This window comes from Ruegeria sp. HKCCA4812, from assembly GCF_013034245.1.
Taxonomy (GTDB): Bacteria; Pseudomonadota; Alphaproteobacteria; order Rhodobacterales; family Rhodobacteraceae; genus Ruegeria.
In genome coordinates this window covers 73057-91033 of record NZ_WQFQ01000005.1, presented here as the reverse complement: position 1 = coordinate 91033, position 17977 = coordinate 73057, and the positions used below count along the sequence as shown (strand labels likewise).

Here is a 17977-nt window from a genome sequence, read left to right as displayed (position 1 = left end):
GTCACGCTGTGAGGGTCCAGCTTTGAATTTCCAAAAGATCAGATTGGCTGCGGGCCTGTATTTTGTTGCCACTCCGATCGGAACCGCGCGCGATATTACGCTCAGGGCGCTGGATGTTCTGGCCTCGGCCGATGTGATAGCGGCGGAGGACACCCGGAGCCTGCGGCGGTTGATGGAAATCCATGGCATCCCCCTGGAGGGTCGGCATATCCAAGCCTACCATGATCACAGCGGCGCCGGGGCGCGTGGCAGACTTATGGATGCCCTCGCACAGGGACAATCGGTCGCCTATGCATCCGAGGCGGGTATGCCGCTGATCGCTGATCCGGGATATGATCTGGGCAAACAGGCGGCCGAAGCCGGGCATATGGTGACCTGTGCGCCCGGGGCATCCGCTGCCATAACAGCGCTGACCCTGGCGGGCCTGCCAACGGATTCATTCTTTTTCGCAGGTTTCTTGCCCAATGCATCGGGCGCACGCCGGACCCGGATTGAGGCTTTGAAAAACATACCAGGCACCTTGGTGTTCTATGAATCCCCAAAACGCGTCTCGGCCAGCCTTGCAGATCTTGCGGAATGCCTGGGGGCAGACCGTCAGGCGGCTTTGTGCCGTGAACTGACGAAAAAGTTCGAAGAAATTCGCCGTGGAAGACTGGCCGATCTGGCGGCGGAAATTCAGGAAAAACCGGTCAAGGGTGAGATCGTTCTGCTGGTTGACCGTAGCCATTCGCAAAGTGTTAACGAATCCGACGTAGAAGAGGCTTTGAAACGAGCTTTGGAAACTCATTCGGTCAGGGACGCAGCGGATCTTGTGTCAGAAATGTATGATCTGCCGCGCCGTCCAATTTACCAGAAAGCTCTGAAACTGGGAAAGGGATGACATGGGGCGGCGTGCAATTCAGGGCTCGGTTTCCTACCAGGCGGGGCAGTCGGCCGAGCTTCGGGTCGCCTCGGACTACGAGCGCCGGGGGTTTGCAATTGCGCATCATCGGTGGCGGGGTGCCGGTGGTGAAATCGATCTGATTGCGCGGGACGGCGATGGGCTAGTGTTCATCGAGGTCAAGAAAAGCTCCAGTTTCGAAAATGCTGCAGCCCGGATCAGCCAAAGACAAATTGACCGAATCTGTGCCTCGGCCGCGCAATACCTGGAAAACGAACCGGGTGGGCAATTGACCAATGTCCGATTTGACGCGGCACTGGTAGATGGCACTGGCGCGGTTCAAATCATCGAAAACGCCTTCGGTCACGCCTAAGCCCCATTGAACCCTCAGGCCTGCTGGGCCATGTATCTTGCGTGAAACTGAGGGACACGCCATGAAAATCGCCTTTCAAATGGACCCGATCGGGGCCGTGGACATCAACGCTGACAGCTCATTCCGTCTGGCGGAAGAGGCGCAGGCGCGCGGTCATTCGTTGTTTTTCTATGGGCCGGATCAGCTGGCCTATCAGGAAGGTCGTATCACGGCGCGCGGCCATGACATGACCGTGCAGCGGGTCGCCGGCGATCCGGCGATTCTGAGCCCCGAACGTGAAGTTGACCTGGCCGATTTCGACGTGGTCTGGCTGCGTCAGGATCCACCCTTTGACATGCATTACATCACGTCCACCCATCTGCTGGACCGCCTGAAAGGGCAAACGCTGGTGGTCAACGACCCGTTCTGGGTTCGGAACTATCCTGAAAAACTGCTGGTTTTGGATTTCCCTGACCTGACGCCGCCGACAACGATTGCCCGTGATATAAAAACGATCAAGGCGTTCAAGGAAAAGCACGGCGATGTCATCCTCAAGCCGCTTTATGGCAATGGCGGTGCGGGCGTGTTCCGACTGGATGCCAATGACCGCAACCTGACCTCTCTGCACGAGCTGTTCACGGGGTTCTCGCGCGAGCCTCTGATCGTGCAAAAATTCCTGCCGGATGTTAGCAATGGCGACAAGCGGGTGATCCTGGTGGACGGTGAACCGGTTGGCGCAATCAACCGGGTGCCGGCCGCGGGCGAAACGCGGTCAAACATGCATGTGGGCGGACGCCCGGAAAAGATCGGGTTGTCAGAGCGTGATCTGGAGATCTGCGCCGCCATCGGACCGTTGCTGAAGGAAAAAGGGCAGATTTTTGTCGGGATCGACATCATTGGCGACTATCTCACCGAGATCAACGTGACCTCGCCCACCGGTATTCAAGAGCTGGAACGGTTCGACGGCGTGAACATTGCCGAAAAGATCTGGCAGGCGATTGAAGCCAAGATCTAAGCCATCACGCGGGCGCTGATGCGAAAGCTCAGCGCCTCTGCGACATGTGGCCTGCGGATGTCGGCTGAGCCGTCCAGGTCGGCGATCGTCCGCGCCACCCTCAGAATGCGATGAAAGGCACGGGCCGATAGGCCGAACCGATCAGCCGCCTTCAGCAAAACTGCTTTTCCTTCTGCATCGGGTGTTGCGATCTGTTCCAGAACTTTGCCTTCGGCGTCGGAATTCTGACGCATCTCTGGCATTCCCCGAAACCGGTCTGCCTGTATGGCGCGGGCGTTTTCAACCCGCGTGGCAACTGTCGCCGAGCTGTCGCCGGAAGGGGGCAGATCAAGATCGGTGAAGCCCACAGGCGGAACTTCGATCCGCAGGTCGAACCTGTCCATCAGGGGCCCCGAGATACGGTTCAGATAATCCTCGCCGCAGCCGGGTGCGCGAGAGCAGGCGCGCGATGGATCCGTCAGGTAGCCGCATTTGCACGGGTTCGCGGCGGCCACCAGCATGAAGCGGCAAGGGTATTTCACATGGGCATTGGCACGCGCCACCATGACTTCTCCGGACTCTATTGGCTGGCGCAGGGTCTCCAGAACCGTACGCGGAAACTCGGGAAACTCATCCATGAACAGCACGCCGTTATGCGCCAATGAGATTTCACCGGGCTTGGCGCCTTTGCCGCCGCCGACAATGGCTGCCATCGACGCCGTATGATGCGGTTCCCGAAAAGGACGGGTGCGGTTGATGCCGCCTTCGTCCAGCAACCCGCACAGGGACTGGATCATCGAAGTTTCCAACGCTTCGACCGCCGTGAGCGGAGGCAAGATGCCCGGAAGCCGTGCAGCCAGCATGGATTTGCCCGATCCCGGCGTACCGATCATGATCAGATGGTGACGTCCGGCTGCCGCGATTTCCAGGGCGCGCTTGGCGCGTTCCTGTCCCTTTACATCGCGCAGATCCCGCACGCTGGGCGTCAGATTCACCTCGCCGGGTTGTGCCGCCGGCAAAGGGCACTGTCCCGAGAAATGGCGGACAACATCACCAAGGGAATCCGCGCCGATAACCTGAGTGGCGTCGACCCATGCCGCTTCGGCGCTGGAGGCTTTGGGACATAGCAACATGCGGCCCTCGGACGCTGCCGTCATGGCTGCGGGCAGGGCGCCGACAACAGGCACCAAAGAGCCATCAAGCGACAACTCTCCCAGTGCGACCGTTCCTTCGGCGGCATCGGCTGGGATGACCTCGAGTGCCGATAACAGCGCGACTGCGATGGGCAGGTCGAAATGGCTGCCTTCCTTGGGCAGATCCGCAGGAGACAGGTTGATCGTAATTCGTTTAGAGGGCAGTGCGATGGCCATCGCACTCAGCGCGCTGCGGACACGGTCGCGGGCTTCGGACACGGCCTTGTCGGGAAGGCCAACGATGGAAAAGGCCGGCAAGCCGGGCGATACGGCACATTGCACCTCGACCGGGCGGGCTTCGACGCCGTGAAAGGCAACAGTGTGGGCGCGGGCGACCATGGCAATCCTATTCTTGGTTAACAGGGTGTTGCTGCCATGATTGTGGTTTAAGAGTCGTTAACGGTTGCGCGCAATGCAGCGAATTTTGGCCACGCGTCGGGATCGGCAATTGTTTTGTCGCGGCAGAATGGATTGCAGAAGCCCCAGCATTTGCCATCCAACTCCAGAAATTCCGCAACGGGTTTGCCGGAATACGGGCAAACTTGGTTGATTGACGGGCCGGAGACCGGCTTGGCGGTTGAAACCCCTCCGATCGGCCAGGGCTTGGACGGCAAATCCAGACGATAGGGAAAAGGGTCGTATGTGACAGTCAGGCCCATTGCGCGCCATTGTCTGACGGCGGGGTCTGACAAAAGGTCCAGGCAATAGGTCCGGTTCGCCTTGGATACTGGCAGCCCGTATCCGATGATCCGCGCTGCGACAGGTGTGTAAAACACGTCCGCCAGCGAATACGAGCCAAACAACGGGCCTTGTTCCACACCTGACATTATGCGCGCATGATCCCAGAGTGTTTCGATGCGTGCCAGATCTGCCAGTGTTTCATCTGATGGGTCGAAATCCTGCCAGACGTGCAGCAATTGCATCGGGCATTCACCCCGCAAGGCTCCAAACCCTGCCACCATCTCGGCGCACAGCCAGCGGGCGGTTGCCCGGGCGGCGGGATCTGATGGCCACAACCCGGCATCAGGGTGGCGCTCGGCCAGGGTTTCAGCCATGGCCAGGCTTTCGCCCACCACAGTTCCTTCCGGCAGGTGCAGGGCAGGCACAAGTCGCGCTGGGGCCAAGGGCTCCATATCCTGTGCCATTGTGCCCGAATACAGGCCAATCATGTGGCTTCTGTAGGGCAGGTTGAATTTCTCAAGCATCAACCAGCCACGCATTGACCAGCTGGAGAAGAGGCGGTCGCCGATATACAAATCATATGTCATACGCAGACGATGCCGCAGGTTCGCAGTTCGGTAAAACATTGATTTGTGAGGGGTCTGTTCACGGAAGGTGATTGATTGTACCGACGGACCACCTGTCTGCGTCGATCAGGATATCCGTCACCGACAAGTTGTCGATTCGGTGTGAAAAAGTCTGTTGTCCGTCCAGATCAAGGGCGCGCTGCACCTGAGTTAGGATAACGCCGAAATGCGCGACGATGACCAGATCGCCGCCTGAATGTGCTGAAACAAGCGTGTCGATCGCCGCGTCGACCCGATTGCGGACGTCGTTCCAGCTTTCACCCTGCGGCGGGCGGACATCGCCGGGGTTGTCCCAATACGCAAAGGCCAGTTCCGGGTCTTCGGCTTCGATTTCGGCAAATCCGCGCAACTCCCAGTGACCAAAATGGATTTCCCGCAAGCCCGGATGATGAGGAAGACGTTGACGTTGGCCTTGTATGGCCGTGGCGGTGTCAACTGCCCGTGACAGATCGGACGAGATCACAAGCGCCTCGGGCGGCAAATGGTCGTTCAGACGTTTCAGTGCGGCTGTATCACTCAGGTCGGCGGGCAGGTCGGACCAGCCGACCATGGTTTTCGCGTGCGTCGGCCCGTGTCGAACAAGGTGAAGGCGCGTCACGGCAATTGCCCTTTCAGAACCAAGGGCAATCCGGCGGTGATCTGCACCACCAGATCGGCCTGCGCTGCAAGTGCGATGTTCAACCGCCCCTGGGCTTCGCGAAACCGGCGGGCCAGGGCGTTGTCCGGGACAATACCGTGGCCAACTTCGTTCGAGACCATCACGATTTGCGCGGGGCATGCACGAAGGGCGTCAAGCAGGGCGGTTTGTGCCGCTTCCAGATCGGTATCAGTCAACAGGTGGTTGCTCAGCCACATTGTGGCGCAGTCAATCAGGCAAATCTGATCGGGCGACAACGTGGCCAGAACCGGCCCCGGATCGAAGGGTTCTTCAACCGTGGTCCAACCGTCGCCGCGTTGTTCAAGATGGCGCTCAATCTTCTGGCGTATCTCGTCATCAAACACTTGTGATGTCGCAAGGTAAACTCGGCTTTTCCCCTGAGAAACAACCAGTTCTTCGGCGAAAACCGACTTGCCTGACGCGGCCCCACCCAGAACCAAGGTTAAATCCGGCGACACAGTACTTACCTATAGTTGATCCGTTTGGTGCTGTTTTGCGTAATGGTCATAGGTCGGCAAAGCAAGTCTGACCAGTACCTGCAAACAGGGGAGAGGTTTATGGCACTGGATAATGCGACGGACTTTTCGATGTCCCGGCAAGCAATGAAGGCCGAGCTGCTGGATGCGGAAACCGAACTGAAACTGGCTTATGCCTGGCGTGATGAGCGTGATGAACAGGCATTGCACCGTCTGATCACCGCCTATATGCGTTTGGCGATTTCGATGGCGGCCAAGTTCAAGCGCTATGGCGCGCCGATGAATGATCTCATTCAGGAAGCAGGCCTTGGCCTGATGAAGGCCGCAGACAAGTTCGATCCAGATCGCGGCGTGCGGTTTTCGACCTATGCCGTATGGTGGATCAAGGCAAGCATTCAGGACTATGTGATGCGGAACTGGTCCATGGTTCGGACCGGGTCAACCTCATCCCAGAAATCGCTGTTCTTCAACATGCGTCGAGTTCAGGCCCGGCTGGAACGTGAAGCCGCCACCGAAGGTCAGGAACTGGACCGTCATCAGTTGCATCAGATGATCGCCACGGAAATCGGTGTGCCGCTGCGCGACGTCGAGATGATGGAAGGTCGTCTGTCCGGCTCTGATTTTTCGCTGAATGCGGTGCAATCCGCTGATGAGGATGGGCGCGAGTGGATCGATGCTCTGGAAGATGACCGCGAGCAGGCAGCCGACGCAGTTGAACACAGCCTTGATACCGAACAACTGCGCAAGTGGCTGTTGACGGCGATGAATGCCTTGAATGATCGCGAGCGTTTCATTGTGCGCGAGCGCAAGCTGCGAGACCCTGCGCGAACCCTGGAAAGCCTGGGAACCGAGCTGGGCCTGTCCAAGGAACGTGTACGTCAGCTTGAAGCCGCAGCCTTCGCGAAAATGCGCAAGAACCTTGAAGCCCAGTCGCGCGAGGTGCAACACTTCATCGCATGAAACAGTTTGCGATTCTTGTGTGCGTTCTGGGTCTTACGGTTGCGGCAGCGCGACCGGGGCTGGCAGATAGACTTGTTCCCGCTGATGCCATGTCCGCGATGGTGGAGGCCGATGTCGTGATATTGGGGGAAGTTCACGACAACCCGACGCATCATCTGGTGCAGGCCGAGGCGCTTGAAGCTGTTTCACCCTCGGCCGTCGTCTGGGAAATGGTCACGGAAGAGGGCGCGCAGAGGCTCGCTCAGAAAGCTGTGTCCAACCCAGAAGAACTGAGCCGTATTCTGGAATGGGCTGAAAGTGGCTGGCCTCCGCTCAGCATGTATTATCCGGTGTTCGAGGCTTCAGGCGCGCCGGTTTACGGGGCCATGGTTCCGCGTGCTGCCGCGCGTGCCGCGATGGAACGCGGTGCCGCCACGGCGTTGGGGGCAGACGCGGCGCGTTATGGTCTGACGGTGCCTCTATCGCCCGAAGAACAGGCCGCGCGCGAAGCCGACCAGTTGGCGGCGCATTGCGATGCGCTTCCGGCTGAAATGTTGCCCCAGATGGTTGCGATCCAACGGTTGCGCGATGCTGTGCTGGCCCGTGCCGTGGTCCGTGCGATGGACGAAACCGGGGGTCCGGTTGCCGTGATTACTGGAAATGGTCATGCGCGAAAAGATCGGGGCATACCGACCTATCTTGCGCGCCTCAGACCTGGTTGGAAAGTCGTGGCCGTCGGACAATCCGAGGATGGAGCAATCGACGGAGAATTCGATATCGTGATTGATAGCCCCACGGCCGAGCGCGAAGACCCCTGTGCGGCATTTCAGGTTCAGAATTAATCGCTGGAACTACCTGCGGGCCTTGCCTAATGTCGGGGCCGACCGGGACGGGAAGGGCTGAACATGCTGTCATCCAAACGCATTCTGCTGATTATCGGTGGCGGAATCGCGGCCTACAAATCGCTGGACCTGATCCGCAGGTTGCGCGAGCGGGGCGCGGACGTAACCCCTGTATTGACGCGCGCTGCGGAAGAGTTTGTGACGCCGCTGTCGGTATCGGCTCTGGCAGGTGAAAAAGGCTATCGCGATCTGTTTGACCTCACTGATGAGGCCGAGATGGGGCATATTCAACTGTCCCGCTCTGCGGATCTGATCGTTGTGGCCCCCGCAACGGCGGATCTGATGGGCAAGATGGCCGCAGGGCTGGCCAACGATCTGGCCTCGACCCTTCTGATGGCCACGGACACACCCGTTCTGTGCGCGCCCGCGATGAATGTGCGCATGTGGACCCACCCGGCAACACAGCGAAACCTGAAGCAGCTGCAAGCGGATGGCGTGCGTTTTGTGGGCCCGAACGAAGGCGACATGGCCTGTGGCGAATACGGCCCCGGGCGCATGTCCGAGCCGCTGGAAATTGTCACGGCGGTTGAGGCTCGGTTGTCTGCGGGGCCCTTGGCGGGCAGGCGGGTGCTGGTGACGTCCGGCCCGACGCATGAGCCGATAGATCCGGTCCGGTACATAGCCAACCGTTCGTCCGGGGCCCAAGGTGCCGCCGTGGCCCGGGCGCTGGCGGAATTGGGGGCCGAGGTGACCTTTGTGACTGGCCCGGCAGACGTGCCGCCCCCGGCGGGTGTGCGGGTCGTACCTGTCGAAACCGCGCAACAGATGTCTGATGCAGTTGATGCAGCTCTGCCCGTCGATGCCGGAATATTCGCGGCTGCGGTCGCGGACTGGCGTGTCGCCAGCGCGTCGGACAAGAAGCTGAAGAAAAGTCGCGATGGCCTGCCGGTACTGGAATTCGCCGAAAACCCGGACATTCTGAAACGTGTTTCCGGGATGGGCGCGAACCGTCCGCCGTTGGTTGTCGGCTTTGCGGCCGAGACGGACAATGTGATTGAACACGCCACGGCCAAGCGTCTGCGCAAAGGCTGCGACTGGATCGTCGCAAACGATGTCAGCCCTGCAACAGGCATTATGGGCGGGTCAGAGAATGCGGTCATCCTGATTTCGGACAACGGGGCCGAGGAATGGCCCCGTATGGGCAAAGACGAAGTTGCCCGGCGTCTGGCGGCGAAAATCGCGGACGCATTGGCAGGCTGAAGGAAAGGCAAGGGCATGGTTGCAATCCGGGTGATCCGCGAAGACGGGGCAGACCCCGCCGTGGCGCTTCCCTCTTACGAAACCTCGGGGGCGGCTGGCGCGGACGTGCGTGCCAATCTGCCCGGCGGCGCGCCGATTACGCTGGACCCCGGTCAGCGGGCGCTGGTGCCGACCGGCCTGCGCATTGAAATCCCACAAGGGTATGAGGTGCAGGTTCGGCCCCGCTCGGGCCTTGCGTTGAAGCATGGGATTACACTGCCCAACACGCCGGGCACTATCGACAGCGACTATCGTGGGCCTTTGGGCGTGATCGTGATGAATGCGGGACAGGAACGGTTCGAGATCGCCCACGGAGATCGTATCGCGCAGCTTGTGGTCGCGCCGGTAGTGCAGGCAACGTTTGAACTGGCTCAGGCTCTGGGCGAAACCGATCGCGGGGCTGGCGGTTTCGGCTCGACCGGGCGCGGCTGATGCTGTTGGTTTTCATCCTGGCTGCTGGGCTTTGGGGTGTCGGTTATATCGCCGGCACGTCGAAAAAAGCGCGGGTGGTTTCCGTGAGTGTGTTGCTGGCCGGCGTCATACTGTCCCATCTGATCTTGCCGGATGGGCACCCTCTTCGCGAAGCAACGGGTGGGTCTGCGGCGCTTTGGCTGATCCTCGTGGGTTTCGCGGCGCTGGCTTTGCTGTATGGCAGAATACTCAAAGCCTTGCGTAACCGCGCAGTTTCAACTTCGGAACCGGAGCCCGACATGCCCTCGGACCGATTTACCGAGGCCGAGCTGGACCGCTATGCCCGCCATATCGTTTTGCGCGAACTGGGTGGGCCCGGTCAGAAAAAACTTAAAAAAGCCCGCGTACTGGTGATCGGCGCAGGTGGTCTGGGCGCACCTGCGCTGCAATATCTGGCGGCTGCGGGTGTCGGCACGATCGGGATCATCGACGATGACGTCGTCGAGAATGCCAACCTGCAACGACAGGTCATTCACCGGGACGCGGATATTGGAATGCCCAAGGTCTTTTCGGCGCAGCAGGCGATGGAGGCGCAAAACCCGAACGTCGTTGTTCTGCCCTATCACCGCCGCTTGAGCGAGGAAATCGCCACCGACCTGTTTGCAGAATTCGATCTGATTCTTGACGGAACCGACAATTTTGAGACCCGGTATCTGGCAAACCGAACCGCCGTCGCGCTGGGCAAACCGCTGATCTCGGGGGCTTTGTCGCAGTGGGAAGGTCAGCTGAGTGTGTTTGACCCGGCCAATGGCAGCCCCTGCTATCAGTGCATCTTCCCAGAGGCCCCGGCCCCCGGTCTGGCCCCGTCCTGTTCCGAGGCCGGCGTGATCGGCCCGCTGCCGGGCGTCGTCGGATCGATGATGGCGGTCGAGGCGATCAAGGTGATAACGGGCGCCGGCGTGGCGCTGCGCGGCGAGATGCTGATCTATGACGCGCTGTACGGCGAAAGCCGAAAGATTGTTCTGACCCGCCGGGACGATTGCCCCGTTTGTGGCATGAGAAACGATTAACCTTTCTTCACATGGGATGGGTGTTCTGGAACACCCGGCCATGGCGACATAGCTATGGGATCAAAGGAGATCCGCATGACCAACCCGATCCTGTCCAACTGGACCACACCGTTTGAAATCGCCCCTTTTTCCGATATCTCGGATGATGATTTCTCGCCGGCACTGGAGCAGGCGATGAAAGAGCATAACGCCGAGATTGACGCGATAGCGGCAAATCCGGATACCCCCACATTCGCCAACACGATCGAGGCGCTCGAGGCTGCGGGCGGGCAACTGGACAAGGTTCTGTCGGTCTTCTTCACGATTGCGGGCGCGGACAGCAACCCCAAGCGGGAAGAACTGCAACGCGCGTTTTCCCCCAGGCTTTCGGCGCATTTTTCGGGCATTTCTTCCAACAAGTCGCTGTTCAAACGTGTGGCCGACCTATGGGCACGGCGCGATGATCTTGACCTGACCGAGGAGCAGGCGCGTGTGCTGATGCTGACCCACCGGGGCTTTGTGCGTGCCGGCGCGGCTTTGGAAGGGGACGAAGACGCCCGCATGCAAGAGATCAAGTCGCGCCTCGCGTCGCTGGGCACGTCGTTTACCCAGAACTTGCTGGCGGATGAGCGGGACTGGTACATGGATCTGACCGAAGAGGATCTGAACGGCCTGCCGGATTTCGTCGTGGACGCGGCGCGTGCCGCGGGGCAGGAGAAGAAAGCCAAGGGGCCGGTGGTCACCTTGTCACGGTCGCTGATCGTGCCGTTTCTGCAATTCTCGCCCCGCCGGGACCTGCGTGAAAAAGCCTATCGCGCCTGGGCCGCACGCGGTGCCAATGGGGGCGAGACAGACAACCGAGATATCGCGGCCGAGATTCTGGCCTTGCGCGAAGAGCGTGCCAAGCTTCTGGGCTATGACACGTTCGCCGACTACAAGCTGGAAACCGAGATGGCGCGCAGGCCGGATCGGGTGCGTGAACTGTTGATGCAGGTCTGGGAACCGGCCAAGTCCCGCGCCGACGCCGACGCGGATGTTCTGACGCAGATGATGCAGGAAGACGGCATCAACGGCCCTCTGGAAGCCTGGGATTGGCGGTACTATGCTGAAAAGCGGCGCAAGGCGGAACATGATCTGGATGAGGCCGCGTTGAAACCCTACTTGCAATTGGATCGCATGATCGAGGCTTCGTTTGCCTGCGCCAACCGGCTTTTCGGGCTGGAATTCAAACCGTTGGACGTCCCCCTCTATCACCCGGATTGCCGGGCTTGGGACGTTACCCGCGACGGGCAGCATGTTGCCGTATTTATCGGAGACTATTTTGCGCGAGGGTCCAAGCGGTCAGGCGCCTGGTGCAGCGCGATGAGGGCGCAGGCCAAATTCCCAAAGAAGCAGACACCTGTTGTCATCAATGTCTGCAACTTTGCCAAGGGGGATCCCGCCCTGCTGTCCTATGATGACGCGCGGACCCTGTTTCATGAATTCGGCCATGCCCTGCACCAGATGCTGTCCAACGTGACATATGAAAGCATCTCGGGCACGTCCGTGGCGCGCGATTTCGTGGAATTGCCCAGCCAGCTTTACGAACACTGGCTGGAAGTGCCCGAGGTTCTTGCCGAGTTTGCGACGCATGCGGAAACGGGCGAGCCGATGCCGCAGGACATGCTGCAAAAGGTGCTGAAAGCGGCCAATTTCGATCAGGGATTCCAGACGGTGGAATATGTCGCCTCGGCCCTTGTTGATCTGGCCTTCCACGATGGCGAGGCGCCGACAGATCCGATGGCGAAACAGTCAGAAGTTTTGGCCGGGTTGGGGATGCCGAAGGCCATTGGAATGCGCCACGCTACTCCGCATTTCGCGCATGTCTTTGCAGGCGATGGCTACAGCTCGGGGTACTACAGCTATATGTGGTCCGAAGTGATGGATGCCGACGCCTTTGCCGCCTTTGAAGAGGCGGGAGGTGCCTTTGACCCCGAACGCGCCAAAGCGTTGGAGGACAACATCCTGTCCACTGGCGGTTCGCGCGAGGCAGAAGACCTGTATCTGGCGTTCCGGGGAAGATTGCCGGGGGTTGACGCCCTGTTGAAAGGCCGCGGTCTGATCGCGGCCTGAAATCAGTAGCCCAAAGCGCGATTCACCAGGTGCACGAAGGGCTCTCCGGCTTCGCCGCGCCGGATGTTTTCGCAAATGACCTGCGCGGCTGTGGCCGGGCGGGTCTCGGACGCGATATGAGGGGTCACCGTCACGTTCGGATGTGCCCAATACGGATGATCGGGGGGCAGGGGCTCGACCCGGAACACATCCAGCGTCGCGTGACCGACCTGACCCGCGTTCAAGGCATCCAGCAGCGCATCGTCATCGATCAGAGGTCCGCGACCCGGGTTGATGATCCGCGCGCCCTTGGGCAGCAGGGCCAGCGTTTCAGCATTCAACGCGTTTTCGGTGGCAGCGGTGTCAGGCAGCAGCAGAACCAGTATCTCGGCCTGGGAAAGCGCGTCACGTAGACCGTCAGGACCATGCAGGCAATTTACGCCGGGGATGTCCTTGGCGGTGCGGCTCCAGCCTGTGACCGTGAAATTCAGCGAGGCCAGGGCGCGGGCCGCGGCTTCTCCCAACGCGCCGAGGCCCAGAATGCACACTTTGCGCTCTTGCGCCAAAGGTGGGGCATCCGGGGCCCAGACGCCATCCTGGATGGTGATGTGGCGATCCATTCCCAGATGATAGCGCAGCACATGGCCCACCACCCATTCGGTCATACCCTGCGTCAGCCCGTGATCCACCATTCGCGCCAAGGGGACGTTCAGCGTGTCATTGTCCGCGATCTTTTCAACCCCGGCCCAGAGGCTCAGAACCGCCTTCAGGCGTGTAAAGGGCGAAAAATCCAGTAACCCGCCATTCGGAGCGTAGACAACGTAATCGACCTGATCCGGGTTAAATTCCGTACCGAGCCGCGCCTCAACGCCGGCTTCCGCAAGGTATCGAGTGAGCAGCGGTTCATACACGGGCCACAGGGCAGGGCGCGCGGAAAACAGAACGTTTACGGGCATCGGGGGCCTTTCAGATCAGCGGGGACGATGGATATGAGCGCTTTGGACGATGCCGAACGCGGCCATCAGCACCAGCATGGCCGATCCGCCATAGCTGACCATTGGCAGAGGGACGCCCACAACCGGTGCCATGCCCATCACCATCGACATGTTGACGGCAAAGAACAAGAAGAAGTTCAGCGCGATGCCCAGAGTAACCAGTGACGAGAACCGATCCTTGGTGGCCAGTGCGGTCGCCATGCAGAACACAAGGATCAGGGCGTAGAGAATCAAGAGCGTGATGCCTCCGACGAATCCGAACTCCTCTGCGAGGGTGGTGAAGATGAAATCGGTGTGTTTCTCGGGCAGGAAGTTAAGCCGGGATTGCGTACCCTGCATGAAACCGCGCCCGTTCCAGCCCCCGGAACCAAGGGCGATCTTGGATTGCGTGATGTGATATCCGGCACCCAAAGGATCGGTAGAGGGGTCAAGAAACGTGTCGATCCGGCGGAACTGATAATCCTTGAGCAACTGCCAGTCGGTCCCGCGACTGTTGAACACGGCGGCGATCAGGCCCACGACGGCGGCAATGACGGCTGCAAAGTAAGCCCAGTGGACACCCGCAAGAAACATCAGCCCGCCACCGGCAGCCAACAGCAGGATCGACGTGCCGAGATCCGGCTGCTTCAGAACCAGCAGCGTGGGCAGGACAATCAGAGCCACGGGAATAAAGACCCAAAGAGGGCGAGACGTCTTGTGCGATGGCAGCCAGTCGTAGTACGCCGCCAGAACCATGACCAGGGCCACCTTCATGACTTCTGAGGGTTGCAGGCGCATGAATCCAAGGTCGATCCAACGCTGCGCGCCCATGCCGATGGTGCCGAACAATTCCACGAATACCAGCAACGCAACCGACCCGAGATAGGCCAGCACGGACATGTTGCGCCAGAACCAGATCGGAACCAAAGCAATGATGAACATCGCGATCAGGCCAAGCCCGAACCGCTCCATCTGCGGTTCTGCCCAGGGTGTCCACGACCCGCCGGCAACCGAATACAGCATCAGGAACCCTGCGCTGGCCGTGCTGATCAGCAACAGGGTCAGCGGCCAGTTCATGTACAGGAATTTCCGAAACCCCGACGGCGTGGATTTCACGGCATATTCAAGATAGCTCATGCGCGGTCCTTTCCATCGGGACGCGCTTTGGGGCGACGGTCGCCCTCGAGCCGTTTTTGCTGTTCCTTGATGCGCTCGCGGTCGGCAACCGGATATGCTTCAAGCGACGGAGTACCGTTATAGAGCGCCTGAAGCATGATATCGCGGGCGACCGGTGCCGCCGCCTTGGACCCGCCACCGCCATGTTCAACGACCACGGCAACCGCGTATTTCGGATTGTCATAGGGCGCGAAGCAGACGAACAAGGCGTGGTCGCGACGCTCCCACGGCAGGTCTTCGTTGCGGATCACGCCGGCGGCACGTTCGGCCTTGGTGATGTTGCGGACCTGGCTGGTGCCGGTTTTGCCGGCCATGCGGAACTCGTCTGCGATGATGCGACTGCGATAGGCCGTCCCCCGCCGATCGTTCGAGACCGAGTACATGGCCTTGCGCACCTGTTCCAGATTGTAGGCGTTGATGTCCAGCGGTTCCCCTGCGCCCGAAGGCTGCTCGACACCGTCGATCGATCGTACAAGGCGCGGTGTCACCGATCGGCCGGTGGCGATACGAGCTGTCATGACGGCCAGTTGAAGCGGTGATGCCAGCATGAACCCTTGCCCGATGGACGCGTTGGCCGTGTCGCCCACCAGCCAATCCTGACCGTGTGTCCGCTGCTTCCATTCCTGATTGGGGGCAAGTCCAGCGGCAACCGCCGACATTGGAATATCGTGCTTGACGCCCAGCCCCAATGTACGGGCCATTTCGGATATCTTGTCGATGCCCACCCGTAATGCCACGTCGTAGTAATAGACGTCGCAGCTGCGTTTAAGCGACAGGTTCAGATCGACCGTACCATGCCCACCGCGCTTCCAGCAGTGGAACCTGCGGCTGCCGACCTTCAGATGTCCGGGGCAATACACTGTGTTTCCAGGGCCTATTACGCCGGCCTCCAGCGCGGCCAATGCGGTGACCATCTTGAACGTCGACCCCGGAGGATAAGTGCCTTGTACGGACTTGTTGGCCAGAGGGCGATACTTGTCCCCCGTCAAAGCCCGATAATCCGCGACCGAGATACCGCGCACAAACAGATTAGGATCGAAACTGGGTGTAGAGCTGACAGCGCGCAGGTCCCCGGTTTCGCAATCCAGAACAATTGCAGCCGCGCTTTCACCTGCCAGCCGCGCTTGCGCATATTGTTGCAGGTCGGCATCGATCGCCAATTGCAAGTCCGCACCCGGCTGACCTTCCTGCCGGTCCAGCTCGCGCATGACGCGCCCTGTGGCATTGACTTCGACACGCTTTGCGCCGGCTTTGCCACGCAGGGCTGTTTCCTGCTTGGCTTCCAACCCGACCTTGCCAATCTGAAACCGAGGGATTCGCAAAACCGGCTCGGGGTCTTCGAGCTTGCTGAGATCGTAGTCGCTGACCGGGCCGACATAGCCGACGATATGGGCGAAATCCTCATAGCGTGGGTATTGCCGTGTCAGGCCGACCTCGGGCGTCACACCCGGAAGGGCCGGAGCATTGACTGCGACTTTCGAGATGTCTTCCCAAGTGACCTGATCCGCCAGAGTGACCGGCAGGAACGGCGCTGATCGGCGCATTTCGGTCCGGGCGCGTTCGATCTCATCGTCGTTCAGCGGGATGAGTTCCGACAATTTGGCAATCACCTTGTCGACGTCACCTGCGTCTTCACGCACGATAACGATGCGATAGGATGGTGAGTTCTGACCGATGATCTGCCCGTTGCGATCATAGATACGTCCACGGGTTGGCGGGATCAGTCGAATGTTGATGCGGTTTTCTTCGGCCAGCAGGCGGTATTCGTCGGCCTGATCCACCTGCATGAAACGCATCCGTGCGGCCAGCCCGCCGATAAAAGCCGCCTGCAAACCGCCCAGCAGCAGCGCCCGGCGTGGCAGGCGTTTATAGGCAAGGCCCTGCGACTTGGGTTTGCGTTGTTTCATGCTCCGCCCCCTACGGCTCCAGCATCCGCAGCAGACAGGCGGTGGACGCCAAATACGCTTTGGCTCAACAGCACGATGATCGGGTAGAAGGCGATTGTCAGCACAAGTTGAATCACGACTGGCCACAAAGCGGCCTGCTGCACCGACAAGATCGACAGAACGACTCGGTTCATCAAAAACACCATGGCAATCACCACACCGACGGACATCCATTCACCGACAAATCCGGTGTCCTTCATACCCGGAGCGGCAGAGCGCAGATAGGCTGTGCCAAACACCACCAGCGCGGCCAGAAGGCCCGGCGGGCGTTGCAGCAACAGATCCGCCATCAGCATGACAAACGCGACCAACAGGGTGGGCACATAATCGGGGCGCCGCAATACCCAGGCAAAGGTCAGCGCAACCAATACATCAGGAAAAGGCCAGCGATCCGGTTGCGCATCGAGCGGCAGCAAGTGCATGAACAGCACGACAAAGGCCAGCGCAACGTAAAGGCCGCGCATGGCCCAGTTGTATGAGGCGGGCCTATCCATCGCTTACCTCATCCGGTACAAGCGCAGTTTCGGGCCGAGTTGGCCCGACGATCCCACCCGGATCCTGAATTGGCGGGGGCGAATGGAAGCGCAGAACGCGAAGAAACTCGAGCCGTTCAAAATCCGCTGAAAGGCGAACGCGCAGACGGCCGCCCGGATCCGCGGCGATTTGGCCGATCAAAAGGCCTGCCGGAAAAACGCCTCCGTCGCCGGATGTGATCACCCGATCACCGGGGCGGACCAGCTCTCGGTTTTCCAGGAATTCGACCACTGGGGCCGGAGTATTGTCTCCTTTGATCAACGCGGTCTGGCCAGAAGGCTGAATCGTTGCCGGAATGGCACTGGTGGCATCCGTCACCAGGATCACCCGAGCCGTATCTGGCCCGACGCCGGAAATTCGGCCAACCAGCCCGATGCCATCCATCGTGGCCCAGCCATCAACGATCCCGTCGCGTTCCCCCACATTCAACAGGACGGACTGCCGGAAGGGTGACCCGCTGTCGGCCATCACAACACCCGTGATGTATGTCAGGCGCGGGTCGAGGCGGACATTGTTCAGATCCAACAGCCGCGCATTTTCCTGCTCCAATTGCAGTGCGGCCTCTTTCCAGGCACGCATCAGGCGCAGTTCGCTGCGCAGCTCGCGGTTTTGCTCGCTCAGACGCTGGTAGCTTTGGAAATCGCGCACAAGGTTCACAGCGGCGGTCACGGGCACCATGGCCCAATCCATCGACGGTACGACCGCGTCCACCACCTGCGCGCGGAACCGCTCGACGCGCGGGCTGTCGATCCGCCAAACCAGAAAGATACCCAGCAAGCACAGGATGATGATCCCCAGCAACAAGCGGCGCAGAGGGGTCGTGTAGTCATCGCGCTGTGATCGGTCTTTTGCCACA

18 protein-coding genes are annotated in these 17977 nt (G+C 60.1%); 9 read left to right on the top strand and 9 right to left on the bottom strand.

Annotation, left to right across the window (positions count from 1 at the left end; translation table 11 throughout):
• The first annotated feature begins 22 nt into the window (after positions 1-22).
• From rsmI to gshB, 3 genes are all read left to right on the top strand, one after another.
• Entirely contained in the window at positions 23-880 is an 858-nt protein-coding gene (gene rsmI, locus GOW04_RS14965; RefSeq protein WP_171233089.1) for a 16S rRNA (cytidine(1402)-2'-O)-methyltransferase, read from the top strand.
• Between the two features lies 1 nt (position 881).
• Positions 882-1253, top strand: coding sequence for a YraN family protein (locus GOW04_RS14960; protein WP_171119670.1), 372 nt, complete (start codon positions 882-884; stop codon positions 1251-1253).
• A gap of 61 nt (positions 1254-1314) precedes the next feature.
• Complete coding sequence (gene gshB, locus GOW04_RS14955; protein ID WP_171233088.1) at positions 1315-2247, top strand: glutathione synthase; 933 nt, start codon at positions 1315-1317, stop codon at positions 2245-2247.
• Here the strand turns inward: gshB and GOW04_RS14950 are convergent.
• The 4 genes from GOW04_RS14950 to cobU are packed head-to-tail and all read right to left on the bottom strand — an operon-like array spanning position 2244 to position 5842.
• Entirely contained in the window at positions 2244-3758 is a 1515-nt protein-coding gene (locus GOW04_RS14950; protein WP_171233087.1) for a YifB family Mg chelatase-like AAA ATPase, read from the bottom strand. The genes gshB and GOW04_RS14950 overlap by 4 nt on opposite strands.
• A gap of 47 nt (positions 3759-3805) precedes the next feature.
• Positions 3806-4687 carry a glutathione S-transferase gene (locus tag GOW04_RS14945; RefSeq protein WP_171233086.1) on the bottom strand — a complete coding sequence of 294 codons (882 nt, stop codon included), beginning with the start codon at positions 4685-4687 and terminating at the stop codon, positions 3806-3808.
• 58 nt (positions 4688-4745) lie between these two features.
• A complete protein-coding gene (locus tag GOW04_RS14940; RefSeq protein ID WP_171233085.1) occupies positions 4746-5324 on the bottom strand; it encodes a histidine phosphatase family protein in 579 nt (192 codons plus the stop codon).
• Positions 5321-5842, bottom strand: coding sequence for a bifunctional adenosylcobinamide kinase/adenosylcobinamide-phosphate guanylyltransferase (gene cobU, locus GOW04_RS14935; protein ID WP_171233084.1), 522 nt, complete (start codon positions 5840-5842; stop codon positions 5321-5323). The genes GOW04_RS14940 and cobU overlap by 4 nt, the downstream gene beginning before the upstream one ends.
• A gap of 99 nt (positions 5843-5941) precedes the next feature.
• Here cobU and GOW04_RS14930 point away from each other — a divergent pair, with 99 nt between their 5' ends.
• The 6 genes from GOW04_RS14930 (at position 5942) to GOW04_RS14905 (ending at position 12512) form a co-directional block, all read left to right on the top strand.
• Positions 5942-6820, top strand: a complete 879-nt coding sequence (locus tag GOW04_RS14930; RefSeq protein WP_171233083.1) for an RNA polymerase factor sigma-32 — start codon at positions 5942-5944, stop codon at positions 6818-6820.
• Positions 6817-7641 (top strand): ChaN family lipoprotein, encoded by an 825-nt coding sequence (locus GOW04_RS14925; RefSeq protein WP_171233082.1) that lies wholly within the window; start codon positions 6817-6819, stop codon positions 7639-7641. The genes GOW04_RS14930 and GOW04_RS14925 overlap by 4 nt, the downstream gene beginning before the upstream one ends.
• A 63-nt stretch (positions 7642-7704) precedes the next feature.
• The gene (gene coaBC / locus GOW04_RS14920) at positions 7705-8901 is read left to right on the top strand and encodes a bifunctional phosphopantothenoylcysteine decarboxylase/phosphopantothenate--cysteine ligase CoaBC (RefSeq protein WP_171233081.1); all 1197 of its coding nucleotides are present in this window, start codon (positions 7705-7707) and stop codon (positions 8899-8901) included.
• Between the two features lie 15 nt (positions 8902-8916).
• A complete protein-coding gene (gene dut / locus GOW04_RS14915) occupies positions 8917-9372 on the top strand; it encodes a dUTP diphosphatase (protein WP_171119662.1) in 456 nt (151 codons plus the stop codon).
• Positions 9372-10421: a molybdopterin-synthase adenylyltransferase MoeB gene (locus tag GOW04_RS14910; RefSeq protein WP_171233080.1), complete on the top strand. Its 1050-nt coding sequence runs from the start codon at positions 9372-9374 to the stop codon at positions 10419-10421. Before dut ends, GOW04_RS14910 begins: the two co-directional genes overlap by 1 nt.
• A gap of 75 nt (positions 10422-10496) precedes the next feature.
• The gene (locus tag GOW04_RS14905; RefSeq protein WP_171233079.1) at positions 10497-12512 is read left to right on the top strand and encodes a M3 family metallopeptidase; all 2016 of its coding nucleotides are present in this window, start codon (positions 10497-10499) and stop codon (positions 12510-12512) included.
• A 2-nt stretch (positions 12513-12514) separates the two neighbouring features.
• On the opposite strand, the gene GOW04_RS14900 is transcribed toward GOW04_RS14905, so the two are convergent.
• From GOW04_RS14900 to mreC, 5 genes are read right to left on the bottom strand one after another with little or no spacing between them, the layout of a single operon-like run.
• Positions 12515-13447: a glyoxylate/hydroxypyruvate reductase A gene (locus GOW04_RS14900; protein ID WP_171233078.1), complete on the bottom strand. Its 933-nt coding sequence runs from the start codon at positions 13445-13447 to the stop codon at positions 12515-12517.
• A 15-nt stretch (positions 13448-13462) separates the two neighbouring features.
• Positions 13463-14602, bottom strand: coding sequence for a rod shape-determining protein RodA (gene rodA / locus GOW04_RS14895; protein WP_152456886.1), 1140 nt, complete (start codon positions 14600-14602; stop codon positions 13463-13465).
• Complete coding sequence (mrdA, locus tag GOW04_RS14890; protein ID WP_171233077.1) at positions 14599-16548, bottom strand: penicillin-binding protein 2; 1950 nt, start codon at positions 16546-16548, stop codon at positions 14599-14601. The genes rodA and mrdA overlap by 4 nt, the downstream gene beginning before the upstream one ends.
• On the bottom strand, positions 16545-17081 hold the full coding sequence (locus GOW04_RS14885) for a rod shape-determining protein MreD (RefSeq protein ID WP_171233076.1): 537 nt from the start codon (positions 17079-17081) through the stop codon (positions 16545-16547). The genes mrdA and GOW04_RS14885 overlap by 4 nt, the downstream gene beginning before the upstream one ends.
• Complete coding sequence (gene mreC / locus GOW04_RS14880; RefSeq protein WP_152456889.1) at positions 17074-17976, bottom strand: rod shape-determining protein MreC; 903 nt, start codon at positions 17974-17976, stop codon at positions 17074-17076. Before mreC ends, GOW04_RS14885 begins: the two co-directional genes overlap by 8 nt.
• Position 17977: the final 1 nt, after the last annotated feature.